Here is a 13,220-nt window from a genome sequence, read left to right as displayed (position 1 = left end):
TATTGAAAAAAAACACCCCATGAAAAAAATATACATTCTATTATTTGTCTTTTGTACCGTCATTTTCACCCAATCTTGCAGCTCTACAGATACCAGCGAACCTGTTGAAGAAACTAATGATGATGAAGTAGATCCAACCGATGATGAGATTCCAATTCCAGAGTCGTGGCAAAAAACAATTGGTGGTATTTGGTACGATCAGGTTAATTCCATGATTCAAACTGCCGATGGAGGATTTATTCTTTGTGGGACTTCTAATTCTAGTTTATCTGGGGATAAAACGGAAGAGTCTAGAGGAGGAGATGACGTCTGGATTATAAAACTTTCTGCTAACGGAACGATACAATGGGACAAAACCTACGGAGGAAGTGAAGACGATTTTGGATTTGACATTTTACAAACGGCAGATGGAGGGTATATTGTTGCTGCTACGTCTGAATCTAACATTTCGGGAGATAAAACAGAAAATTCGCAGGGAGGTCCCGACTATTGGGTGTTAAAATTAAATTCTGATGGCACGCTTGAATGGCAGAATACGATTGGTGGTGATCAAACGGATGTTTTAAAAGGTATTGTACAAACTCCTGACGGCGGTTATATGCTAGCTGGCCATTCTGGTTCTGACATTTCTGGAGATAAAACACTTCCTATAAATCTAGGATCAGGTTTCGACCAATGGTATGTTAAAATTTCTTCCGCTGGAATTATTCAAGATCAAAAAGACTTTTCATTTCCTGGTGGCGGATATTTAAAAGCATTTAAAACAACTACCGACAATAGTTTTATTTCAGGAATAAACATCCAAAACGGCACAGGAGAAGATTACTTGTTATACAAATCAAATGCTTCTGGTTCATCTGTATGGCAAAGACATTTCGGTGGTGACCAATTTGACATTTTAGAAGACGTTATACAAACTACTGATGGCGGTTATATAGTATGCGGGGGATCAGGATCAAACATTTCTGGAGATAAAACAGAAGACTTAAACGGAAATTTTGATTATTGGATACTAAAAACCGACAGTTCTGGGGCAATTGAATGGCAAAACTCTATAGGTGGAAATGAATTGAATTGGGGATAACACTATTATAGAGTCTTCTGAAGGAGGCTACTTAGTATCTGGTCATTCAAATTCTAATATCTCTGGAGATAAAACGGAAGATTCTAGAGGTGAGGAGGACTATTGGTTGGTAAAACTAAACGAATTAGGTGAAGTAGAATGGGATAAAACATTAGGAGGCAATCGGTCTGATCAAGCAAGAGTGTTATTACAAACAGAAGATGGTGGCTATGTTATTGCTGGGACTTCATATTCAGGAATTAACGGAGATAAAACAGGAGCAGGTAAAGGTCTTGGCGATATTTGGATACTAAAATATACAGGGCATTTATAACTTTCATTGTTTCTGAAAGATTACAAATTAGTAGAAACAGACAAACTCAAATACTAATTTTACTGGAAACAAGACACTTATTTTAGGTATCTTCTTCTGAAAAAAATCAAACTTATGAAATTTTCTGGTTTTACTAATAACTTTTCTATTATTGTAAAAAAATGCTTCATGAAAAAACTACTATCATTTCTATTATTGCTTTTATTTGTTACATTCTCCTATTCACAAGACCTAAATATACTCTCACAAAATACAATTGGTGGTAGCAATGATGACAGACTCTATTGTATGGACAAAACCACTGACGGAGGATATATTCTTGGCGGGCGTTCAACATCAAATATATCTGGAGACAAAACAGAAAACTCTATAGGTTCCGGTGATTATTGGGTAGTTAAACTTGACAGCAACGAGAACATAGAATGGCAACATACTATTGGGGGTACTTTTGATGATCATTTGTATTCTATTAAACAGACTATGGATGGTGGTTATATTCTTGGGGGTATTTCAAGCTCTAATATTTCTGGTGATAAAACTGAGGATGCCATGGGAGAATCAGACTATTGGATTGTAAAAATTGATGCAAATGGTATTATTGAGTGGGAAAATACAATAGGTGGATCTAGTCGTGAACTGTTATATTCAGTAGTTCAATCTCCAGATAACGGCTATTTTATTGGAGGATACTCAGACTCTAATATTTCAGGCGATAAAACAGAAAACAGAATTGGCACTAATCATGCAATGGATTATTGGGTAGTGAAATTAAATACTAATGGAATTATAGAATGGGATAATACCATTGGTGGAGATAATGAAGATTCTTTATATTCTGTTGTTAGTACAAGTGATGGTGGATGCATTCTAGGTGGTCATTCTTCTTCTAACATTTCGGGTGATAAAACAGAAAATTCTAAAGGTGATAAGGATTATTGGGCAGTAAAATTGAATTCTTTAGGTGCTATAGAATGGCAGAATACCATTGGTGGTAACGATAGTGACATCGTTCATTGTATATCACAAACAACGGATGGGGGTTACATATTTGGTGGTACCTCATGGTCTAATATTTCTGGAGATAAAACAGAAAATGCTATTGGTGATGGTGATATTTGGGTTGTGAAAATTGATAGTCTCGGTCAAATTCAATGGGAGAATACTATTGGAGGAAATGGGTTGGATTTCCTTGAATCTATAGTACAAACTATGGATGGAGGTTATATTTTAGTAAGCGGGTCTGATAGCAATATTTCAGGCGACAAAACTGAAAATTCTGAAGGTTTATCTGACTATTGGGTTGTAAAACTCAATTCAGAGGGGCTAATTGAAGCCCAAAATACTGTAGGAGGAAATGGTGGAGAAGCAGCTTACTCAATAATACAATCTAATAACGGATCCTATGTTGTTGCTGGCTTTTCAGATTCAGATATATCGGGGGACAAAACAGAAGACGCAATTGGGTTATATGATTATTGGGTTGTTAGACTAGATGGTAATCTTGGAATTGACGATGAAACTTTAAAACAAGCTATTACTATCTACCCAAACCCTACAGCAGATTTTTTAACCGTAGCTTCAGATGAACTTTCACTTTCAGAAATAAAAATCTACGATACCAAAGGAACGTTACTAAAAGAACTTTCAGAAATCAATATAAAAAAACCAATTGATGTTTCTAAATTCGCAGCTGGCATCTATTACGTTCAGATTTCTTCCGAAGAAAAAACAACGACTAAAATGTTTGTCAAACAATAAACACAGCGCTTTATTATTTAAAATCCTTCCGAAGAAAAGAAACACGACATCAGTAAAAATATAGGAAATGTAAAATTTCAAAGACAAAATGTAAAAGGGTGATTGTGTTCACATACAACTGTTTTACATTTCGAAAATCCTTCCGAAGAAAACAAGGAAAAATAAAATCGTCACCCCTTGTTATTCAAATAAATAATATTACATTTGCACCCCTCTTAGCGCGATTGTATCAACCGGAGGAAACAAATTTTTATTAACTATTGACAAAAAACGAAATGGATACATTGAGTTACAAAACAGTATCTGCTAACAAAAGCACTGTTAACAAAGAGTGGCTTTTAGTGGATGCGGACGGCCAGACTTTGGGTCGTCTTGCTAGTGAGGTTGCAAAATTACTTCGTGGCAAACACAAACCAAGTTTTACGCCTCACGTAGATTGTGGAGACAACGTAATTATTACTAACGCCGATAAGATTGTTCTTAAAGGAAACAAGTGGGATGACAAAACGTACATTCGCCACACGGGTTACCCAGGTGGACAACGTAGCTTAACTGCTAAAGAATTGTACGGAAAAGATCCTGCACGTGTTATCGAAAAGGCTGTAAAAGGAATGCTTCCTAAAAACAAGCTAGGTGCTGTATTATTCAGAAACCTTAAAGTTTATGTAGGAACAGACCACGGTCAAGAAGCACAAAAGCCAAGAGAAATTAACCTTAACCTAACTAAGTAATGGAGACGATACACAAAATAGGAAGAAGAAAAACGGCTGTTGCACGTGTATATGTTTCTGAAGGAAAAGGAAACATCACAATTAACAAACGTGATTTAACAAATTATTTCACTACACCAACACTTCAATACAAAGTAAAACAACCATTAGTACTTACTGAGAACGAAACATCTTTCGATATCAAAGTAAATGTATTTGGTGGTGGTATTACCGGTCAAGCAGAAGCAATTCGTTTGGCATTGGCACGTGTAATGTGTGCAATTAATGAAGAACACAGATTGGTATTAAAGCCAGAAGGTCTATTAACTAGAGACCCTAGAATGGTTGAACGTAAAAAATTCGGTCAGAAAAAAGCGAGAAAAAAGTTCCAATTCTCGAAACGTTAATATTACAAATGTATGTTGTGCTGCAAAAACTGTGGCACAACATCATTTTCGTTTCAAAATAGTTTTGAAACACAAGTTCATAAATTTTATTATCATTAAGCTGTTAGTTTCATCCTGCCGGATGTAACATTAGTTTAGCATCTAAACCAAGCTCCTAGAGAAGGTTGACATCTAAACATACAGAAAGTAAACTAAACAAAAATGGCAAAAACAAGTAACTCAGTAGAAGTTAAAGATCTTCTAGAAGCAGGTGTACACTTCGGTCACCTAACAAGAAAATGGAATCCAAACATGGCACCGTATATCTATATGGAGCGTAATGGTATTCACATTATCAACCTTTACAAAACTGCTGCAAAAATTGACGAAGCGAATGAAGCTTTGAAAAAAATCGCAGCTAGCGGACGAAAAATCCTTTTCGTAGCTACTAAAAAACAAGCAAAAGACATCGTTGCTGAAAAAGCAAAGAATGCTAACATGCCTTACATTACTGAAAGATGGCCTGGTGGAATGCTTACAAACTTTGTAACGATTAGAAAAGCGGTTAAAAAAATGGCTTCTATTGATCGTATGAAAGCAGATGGTACTTTCATGACTTTGTCTAAAAAAGAACGTCTTCAAGTAGATCGTTTACGTGCTAAGCTAGAAAAGAACTTAGGTTCTATTAGCGACATGAGCCGTCTTCCTGCTGCATTATTCATCGTAGATACTACGCGTGAGCACATCGCAGTTGCTGAAGCTCAAAAATTAAAAATTCCAATCTTCGCAATGGTAGATACAAACAGTGACCCTCGTGTTATTGATTATGTAATTCCTGCGAATGACGATGCTTCTAAATCTATTAGCAAAATTATGACTTCCGTATCTGACTCTATTATAGAAGGTCTTGCTGAAAGAAAATCTGGTAAAGAAGGAAAAGAAGACAAAAAGGATGCTGCTCCAGCTAAAAAAGAAGCTCGCAAAAAAGTGACTGCTTCTAAAGAAAGCAAAGAAGAAGAATAAATAAACTTTAGTTAACACTCTAAGGTCGTTTGGTTCTTTTCTTTGCTATAGAAATAAATTAAACGACCTTTTTTTTCAAATACATTAAAACTTTATAACGATGGTAAAAATAACTGCCGCAGAAGTAAATCAATTAAGAAAACAAACTGGAGCTGGAATGATGGACTGTAAAAAGGCATTAGTTGAAGCAGAAGGTGACATCAATAAAGCAATCGAAATCCTTAGAAAAAAAGGACAAAAAATCGCTGAAAAAAGAGCCGACAGAGACTCTAGTGAAGGTGCTGTAATTGCGAAAGTAAACGACGCTAACACAAGAGGTGTAATTGTTTCTTTAAACTGTGAAACAGATTTCGTAGCTAAGAATGACTCATTCGTAGCAATGGCTCAAAAAATGGCCGATATCGCTTTAGACACAAATTCTAAAGAAGAATTTTTAAAAGCAGATTTCGACGGAATGACTGTTGAAGAAAAATTAATCGAGCAAACTGGTGTAATTGGAGAAAAAATTGAAATCGGTGGTTTCGAAATTTTAGAAGCTCCTTTCGTTGGTGGGTACATTCACGGAAACAAAATTGGTGCTTTAACAGGTCTTTCAGCTGCGTCTGATACAGCTGCTGAGGTTGCTAAAAATGTTTCTATGCAAGTTGCTTCAATGGGTGCAACAACACTTTCATACAAAGATTTCTCTCCAGAATTCGTAGCTTCAGAAACAGAAGCTAGAATTGCTGTAATTGAAAAAGACAATATCGAATTAGGTAGATTAGGAAAAACACTTAAAAATGTTCCTCAATTTATCTCTAGATCTCAATTAACTGATGAGGTTCTTGCAAAAGCTCAAGAAGATGCAAAAGCTGAATTAAAAGCTGAAGGGAAACCAGAAGCTATTTGGGATAGAATTCTTCCAGGAAAAATGGAGCGTTTTATTTCAGACAACACTACATTAGACCACGAAAAAGCATTGTTAGATCAAAACTTTATCATGGACGATTCTATGAATGTAGCTGCTTACGTTGCTAGCAAAGGTGACGCAACAGTAGTTGGATTTAAAAGAGTTTCTTTAACGTAAGCTTCAAAAAAATATCTTGTATTTAAAACCGTCAGCTCTTCGCTGACGGTTTTTTTATTTTTAAATAAACATCCAACATTTTTCATTATTTTTGCCTTCGTAAAACAAAGCTATGCACTACAAAAGAATTCTTTTAAAATTATCTGGTGAAGCCCTTATGGGAAATCGTCAATACGGGATTGACCCAGAACGCCTTCAAGAATACGCCCAAGAAATTAAGGAAATTATTGAAAAAGGTGTACAAGTTGCCATTGTAATAGGCGGCGGAAATATTTTTAGAGGTGTCGCTGGTGCAAGTCGTGGAATGGATCGTGTACAAGGAGACCATATGGGGATGCTTGCAACGGTTATTAACGGACTCGCACTGCAAAGTGCTATGGAAGACGAAGGGATTCCAACACGCTTACAAAGCGCTATTAAAATTAACGAAGTTGCAGAACCTTTTATTCGCCGTAAAGCCATTCGTCATTTAGAAAAAGGACGCGTAGTTATTTTTGGCGGAGGAACAGGAAACCCATATTTCACTACAGATTCGGCTGCTGTTTTACGCGCAATCGAAATTCACGCAGATGTTATTTTAAAAGGAACGCGTGTAGATGGTATTTACTCTAGCGATCCCGAAAAAGACACTACTGCAACCAAATTTGACTCAATAAGCTTTGACGATGTACTTCGAAAAGGCCTAAAAGTAATGGACACCACCGCTTTTACATTAAGTCAAGAAAATGAATTGCCAATTATTGTATTCGACATGAACACCAAAGGAAACTTAATGAAAGTAGTTTCTGGTGAAAATATTGGAACAAAAGTTAACTTATAAAAACCCATAAGTCATTCCTATTTTTAAAAAATGGCTTAGTTTTTGAAAAATATATCTTAATTTTAAAGAAACACACTTTTTTTAATACAATTAAGTTTAATTAAATGAGACCTGTATAGGCAGACACTACTAAAGATGGAAGAAGAAATTAAATTCATAATAGATAGCACAAAAGAAGCAATGCACAATGCATTACTTCACCTTGAAAAAAAATACATAAACATTCGTGCCGGGAAAGCTTCTCCTGCTATGGTGAATGCTGTAATGGTAGATTACTACGGAAGTCTTACTCCTTTGAGTCAAGTAGCCAACGTTAATACACCCGATGGGATGACTATTACCATTCAACCTTGGGAGAAAAACCTTATTCCTGAAATTGAAAAAGGAATTCACCAGGCGAACATTGGCTTTAACCCAATGAATAACGGAGAGAGCATTATAATTACTGTTCCGCCACTAACGGAAGAACGAAGAAGAGATTTAGCCAAGCAAGCAAAACACGAAGCTGAAGAATCTAAAATTGGTGTTCGTAACGATCGTAAAAACGCAAATAATGACATTAAAGATCTAGAAATTTCTGAGGATATGAAGAAAAATCTTGAAATTGATGTTCAAAAATTAACCGATTTCCACATCAATAAGATAGATGAAATTTTCGCGAATAAAGAAAAAGAAATAATGACAGTCTAATCATTTTAATTTCTTATTCATACAATAAAGCGACTTAATTGTCGCTTTATTTATAATTTTACACTTTAGATTGATTTGAAATCCTATATGCGCAAGGTTTTACTCTTCCTTACTTTTTTAACCTTTTTTTCCGCATTTGCGCAAGAGCCCTCTATTCAAACCAAGCAGGACACTACAGCTTCCCAACAAGAAAAAAAACAAAACCCATTTAATACTGGTTTTTACCCAATCGGCTTTTTCGATGCTGATTTAAAATACCTTATTAAATACAACAATTATGAAGGTTTACGTATTGGTTTTGGAGGTGTAACCAACAATCGCCTTTCTGAAACCTACAAAATAAGCGGTTATGTTGCTCGAGGTTTTATTGACGAACAAATAAAATACAGCATTGGAGGTAGTGCTCGTTTAAATAAAGATAAGAACACTTGGCTTAATGCTTTTTACGTCAAAGATATTATGGAAATTGGTGCTTCCAACTTTTTAACCGATGCCAGAGTATATTCCGTTTTTGAACCTCGATTGGTAAACGTGACACAGTTTTACAAGCATAGAACGTGGCAAACCAATATTCAGCATGAATTTTCACCTAAATTTTATTCCGAATTTAGACTCTCCAAAAGTAAAATTGAACAAACACTAGCCTATAATTACGTAATCAACAACACGCTTTATAACAACTACACAGTGGCAGAAGCTACAGTATCGATGCGATATAGTCCGAAAACAAATTTTTTTACTGCGGAAGACGGCCGTATTGAATACTTTGATGGGTTTCCAAAAATTAGTGCTCAGATTACTCAAGGTGTAAAAGGAATTGAAGGAAGTGACTTTAACTACACCAAACTAGGATTAAAATTTGATTATTACATAAAAAGAAGAAACCTATCTTCTACCCACATTTTATGGGAAAACGCTTTGGCACTTGGAGATGTTCCATTGACACATTTATACCACGCATACCCTAACAATCCTACAAAAGGAAAAATATTAAAGCGCTTTTCTGTAGCGGGCAGAAAGAGTTTTGAAACCATGTATTTTGGCGAGTTTTTCTCAGACAAATTAACCACACTTCAGGTTAGACATAGCTTGAGACGCTTCAATATTTCAAGAAAAATACAACCCGAATTAGTACTTATTACTCGTCATGCTTTGGGTGATTTAAAAAACAAAACGGATCACACAGGGCTAAACTTTAAGACATTAGATCAACTTTATTCTGAATCGGGAGTCGAGCTTAATAAAATCCTCTTTGGTTTTGGATTGAGTTTTGCGTATCGTTATGGGTATTATAGCCTTCCAGATTTTGACGACAATATCTCTTTAAAGTTCACTTTCTACTTAAAGTTTTAGTCAAAATAAATCTATCGCAAAAAAGCGTTCCCCTTCATAGGAATTAGTACCTTTGCCGTTCTTAATTTGCATCTATTTTGAATAAACTTTTTAGCATTGGTTTTTGGAGCGCAACCGCTCGTTTTATTCTACGGAACAGAGCGTTCATTCTTATTGCAATTGCAGCTATTACAGTCGCTTTGGCAATGCAATGGAAACACATGCGCTTTACATACACGGAAGCGAATTTATTACCCGACGACCACGAAATTAACATCGAGTACAATAGTTTTTTAAAGCACTTTGGCGAAGAAGGAAATTTGATTGTTTTAGGCGTAAAAGACTCGCTGCTATTTACCCCTAAAAATTTCAATGCGTGGAATAAACTTTCCGAAGATTTCATAAAATCACCAGAAGTAGAGTTTGCCCTTTCTTTAGGAAACCTTCAGAAACTAGAAAAAAGAACCGACATTGAAGGCTTTAGGATGGTTCCGTTGGTGAAAGACTCTATCATTACACAAGCTGTTGTAGATGATTACAAACATGAACTTTTTACCAACCTTCCGTTTTACAATGGATTGGTGTATAGCCCCGATAAAAAATCGGTACGAAGCGCTATCTATCTTAAAAAGGACATTGTAAATACGCCCGAACGAAAAGATTTTATTGACAAGGTTTTAATTCCGAAAATTCAGCAATTTGAAAAAGACACCGGTATAAAAGTACATACTTCTGGGATGCCGTATATTCGAACTCTAAACTCTCAAAACATTATTGATGAAATTGGGATGTTTATTGGTGCTGCCCTACTCGTAACTTCGCTTATCTTTTTCTTCTTTTTTAGATCTTTTAGAGCCACCTTAATCTCAATGGTTACCGTAATTATTGGTGTTATGTGGGCCTTTGGTATTTTAGGCTTATTGCACTACGAGATAACGGTACTTACGGCTTTAATTCCGCCACTAATCATTGTTATCGGAATTCCGAATTGCGTCTTCCTGATTAATAAATACCAGCAAGAAATAAAACAACACGGGAATCAAGCAAAATCGCTACAGCGTGTAATTACCAAGGTTGGAAACGCAACCTTAATGACCAACGTAACAACTGCTTCAGGTTTCGCTACATTTATTTTAACCAACAGTCAGTTGCTTAAAGAGTTTGGTATTGTTGCTTCAATCAATATCATCGCTATCTTTTTATTGAGCTTACTTATCATTCCAATTGTGTATAGTTATATGGCCATTCCTAAATACAAACATTTAAAACACTTGAACAAAGGGTGGATTAACAGCTTTGTAAACTGGATGGAAAAAATGGTACGCGGACATCGCATTGCCATTTACATTACCGCCATTGCATTGCTTTGCGTAAGCATTATTGGAATTTTCAATATCAAAATTTCGGGAAGTATTATTGAGGATATGCCGAAGAAAACTGAATTCTACAAAGACATAAAGTACTTTGAAAAAGAATTTGAAGGTATTATGCCCCTTGAAATTTTAGTAGATACCAAGCGTAAAAAAGGGGTGATGAAGTTAGCGACCCTTAAACGCATTGATGAACTACAAGATTACATTCAAGAAATACCAGAATTTTCAAAGCCACTTTCAGTCGTTGAACTCATTAAATACTCTAAGCAGGCGTATTACAATAACAATCCTGAGTACTATCAACTCCCAAACAACCAAGAACAAACCTTTTTACTATCCTACGCTAAAAGCAGTTCTGACAAAACAAATTTACTGTCTAGCTATGTAGACACAACAGGTCAGTATGCGCGTGTTACTACATTTATGAAGGATACCGAAACAGAACGGTTTGATCGTATAGAAGAAGACTTAAAAACTAAGATTGCTAAAATTTTCCCTTCGGAAAGATACGATGTAACCCTCACAGGTAAAGCATTGGTATTTCAAAAAGGGACCAAATATTTGGTTCAAAACTTAGTCATTTCACTATCGCTCGCTATTTTACTCATTGCCTTATTTATGGCTTGGATGTTTAGAAGCTTTAGAATGATTCTTGTTTCGTTAATTCCAAATCTATTGCCTTTATTAGTAACCGCAGGATTGATGGGCTTTTTAGGAGTACCTATAAAACCTTCCACTATTTTAGTGTTTAGCATTGCCTTTGGTATTTCGGTAGATGATACCATTCACTTTTTGGCAAAATACCGTCAAGAGCTCATTGTAAACGACTGGAAAATCAAACGATCGGTATATGCCGCGTTACGAGAAACAGGCGTTAGTATGTTCTACACTTCAATAGTCTTGTTTTTCGGGTTCTCTGTATTTACCATTTCAAGCTTTGGAGGAACCGTAGCATTAGGAGCTTTAGTTTCGATGACGCTTCTTTTTGCAATGCTAGCAAACCTTCTGTTATTGCCTTCTTTATTACTTTCATTAGAGCGAAGTATTGCAAATAAAAAGACCCTCAAAAAACCTGCATTAAAAATTATTCCAGACAGTGAAGATGACGAAGATGAACTAGAGTCTAAGACGTAATTTTTTCAGAAATAACAATTAAAAAATTATATTTACGCATTCATAAAAAACCATTATGCAACATATAGAAATAGCTACCTTACTTAAAAGTGAACCTTCTCTTCATGAAGTATCCGTTAAAGGCTGGGTACGCTCCTTTAGAAGCAATCGTTTTATTGCATTAAATGATGGATCTACTATTAAAAATATTCAATGTGTAGTAGATTTTGAAAAATTTGAAGAAGAGATACTTAAAAAAATTACCGTAGGTGCTGCCATCCACGTGAGAGGTTTACTTGTAGAAAGCCAAGGACAGGGACAAGCAGTTGAGATACAAGTTTCAAAAGTCGAAATTCTTGGAGAAGCAAATCCGGAAGAAGTAAAATTAACGATACTATCGCCTAAAAGACATTCGATTGAAACACTAAGAGAGCAAGCTCATTTACGCGTTCGCACCAATACATTTAGTGCAGTTATGCGCACCCGTTCTAAACTGGCTTTTGCCGTTCACGATTACTTTCAGAAAAACGGTTTCAATTACATGAATACGCCTGTTATTACAGGAAGTGATGCTGAAGGTGCTGGCGAAATGTTTCGTTTAAGCTCACTTGATCCTAAAAACCCACCTTTAAATGAAGATGGCTCTATTAATTATAAAGAAGATTTCTTCGGAAAGGAAACCAACTTAACTGTAAGTGGGCAACTAGAAGCAGAAACGTACGCAATGGGACTGGGGAAAGTTTATACCTTCGGACCTACATTTAGAGCCGAAAATTCAAATACTTCTCGTCATTTGGCTGAATTTTGGATGATTGAACCAGAAGTAGCTTTCAACGATCTTGATGCAAACATGGATCTTGCTGAAGATTTTATCAAGTATATCATTACGTATGCGCTAGAAAATTGTGCTGACGACCTTGAGTTTCTTGAAGAGCGTTTATTTCAAGACGAAAAAAACAAGCCACAAGCCGAGCGTAGCGAAATGAAACTACGCGAAAAGCTTCAGTTTATTTTAGACAATAACTTTAAACGAGTTACCTATACGGAAGCGATCGAAATCTTAAAAAGATCGAAACCAAATCAAAAGAAAAAATTTAAATACATCATCGAAGAATGGGGTGCTGACCTACAAAGTGAGCACGAGCGTTTTCTAGTAGAGAAACACTTTAAATGCCCTGTGATATTATTTGATTATCCGGCAAATATTAAAGCGTTTTACATGCGTCTTAACGAAGATGGAAAAACAGTACGCGCTATGGATGTTCTTTTCCCAGGTATTGGTGAAATCGTGGGAGGTTCACAACGTGAAGAGCGTTATGATGTCCTAAAATCAAAAATGGAGTCGATGGGTATTGACGAAAAAGAACTTTGGTGGTACTTAGAACTTCGTAAATTTGGAACTGCAGTTCACAGTGGTTTCGGACTTGGTTTTGAGCGTATGGTACAGTTTGTAACAGGAATGGGGAATATTAGAGATGTAATCCCTTACCCTAGAACTCCTGGTAACGCCGAGTTTTAAGATCGCAAAATGACAAAAAAGGGGTTTGAAAGC

The 13,220-nt window shown here is 35.9% G+C and carries 12 protein-coding genes; all 12 read left to right on the top strand.

The genetic code is table 11. The features are described 5' to 3' along the window. The first annotated feature begins 19 nt into the window (after positions 1–19). The 12 genes from BLQ00_RS05520 to asnS all read left to right on the top strand — a co-directional run bounded on the left by BLQ00_RS05520 (position 20) and on the right by asnS (position 13,187). Positions 20–1,084 carry a hypothetical protein gene (locus BLQ00_RS05520; protein WP_093141569.1) on the top strand — a complete coding sequence of 355 codons (1,065 nt, stop codon included), beginning with the start codon at positions 20–22 and terminating at the stop codon, positions 1,082–1,084. Between the two features lie 106 nt (positions 1,085–1,190). Then, positions 1,191–1,397, top strand: a complete 207-nt coding sequence (locus tag BLQ00_RS05515; RefSeq protein ID WP_093141566.1) for a hypothetical protein — start codon at positions 1,191–1,193, stop codon at positions 1,395–1,397. A gap of 168 nt (positions 1,398–1,565) precedes the next feature. Further along, entirely contained in the window at positions 1,566–3,155 is a 1,590-nt protein-coding gene (locus tag BLQ00_RS05510; protein WP_175445416.1) for a T9SS type A sorting domain-containing protein, read from the top strand. Positions 3,156–3,430: 275 nt separating this feature from the next. Beyond that, positions 3,431–3,886 (top strand): 50S ribosomal protein L13, encoded by a 456-nt coding sequence (rplM, locus tag BLQ00_RS05505; RefSeq protein WP_093141562.1) that lies wholly within the window; start codon positions 3,431–3,433, stop codon positions 3,884–3,886. Continuing rightward, a complete protein-coding gene (gene rpsI, locus BLQ00_RS05500; protein WP_093141559.1) occupies positions 3,886–4,272 on the top strand; it encodes a 30S ribosomal protein S9 in 387 nt (128 codons plus the stop codon). Before rplM ends, rpsI begins: the two co-directional genes overlap by 1 nt. A gap of 201 nt (positions 4,273–4,473) precedes the next feature. Next, positions 4,474–5,274, top strand: a complete 801-nt coding sequence (rpsB, locus tag BLQ00_RS05495) for a 30S ribosomal protein S2 (RefSeq protein ID WP_093141558.1) — start codon at positions 4,474–4,476, stop codon at positions 5,272–5,274. A 100-nt stretch (positions 5,275–5,374) separates the two neighbouring features. Next, positions 5,375–6,340 (top strand): translation elongation factor Ts, encoded by a 966-nt coding sequence (gene tsf / locus BLQ00_RS05490; protein ID WP_093141555.1) that lies wholly within the window; start codon positions 5,375–5,377, stop codon positions 6,338–6,340. A 112-nt stretch (positions 6,341–6,452) separates the two neighbouring features. Continuing rightward, positions 6,453–7,160, top strand: coding sequence for a UMP kinase (gene pyrH, locus BLQ00_RS05485; RefSeq protein ID WP_093141553.1), 708 nt, complete (start codon positions 6,453–6,455; stop codon positions 7,158–7,160). A 135-nt stretch (positions 7,161–7,295) separates the two neighbouring features. Next, the gene (frr, locus tag BLQ00_RS05480) at positions 7,296–7,850 is read left to right on the top strand and encodes a ribosome recycling factor (RefSeq protein WP_093141550.1); all 555 of its coding nucleotides are present in this window, start codon (positions 7,296–7,298) and stop codon (positions 7,848–7,850) included. An 87-nt stretch (positions 7,851–7,937) separates the two neighbouring features. Then, on the top strand, positions 7,938–9,203 hold the full coding sequence (locus BLQ00_RS05475; protein ID WP_093141548.1) for a hypothetical protein: 1,266 nt from the start codon (positions 7,938–7,940) through the stop codon (positions 9,201–9,203). 77 nt (positions 9,204–9,280) lie between these two features. Further along, entirely contained in the window at positions 9,281–11,689 is a 2,409-nt protein-coding gene (locus BLQ00_RS05470) for an efflux RND transporter permease subunit (RefSeq protein WP_093141545.1), read from the top strand. Positions 11,690–11,744: 55 nt separating this feature from the next. Continuing rightward, positions 11,745–13,187 carry an asparagine--tRNA ligase gene (gene asnS, locus BLQ00_RS05465; protein ID WP_093141542.1) on the top strand — a complete coding sequence of 481 codons (1,443 nt, stop codon included), beginning with the start codon at positions 11,745–11,747 and terminating at the stop codon, positions 13,185–13,187. The last annotated feature ends 33 nt before the right edge of the window (positions 13,188–13,220 follow it).

The organism is Ulvibacter litoralis (assembly GCF_900102055.1).
Classification (GTDB): Bacteria; Bacteroidota; Bacteroidia; order Flavobacteriales; family Flavobacteriaceae; genus Ulvibacter; species Ulvibacter litoralis.
Note: the sequence above shows the minus strand (reverse complement) of the source record. Positions and strands in the feature narration are given on the sequence as shown.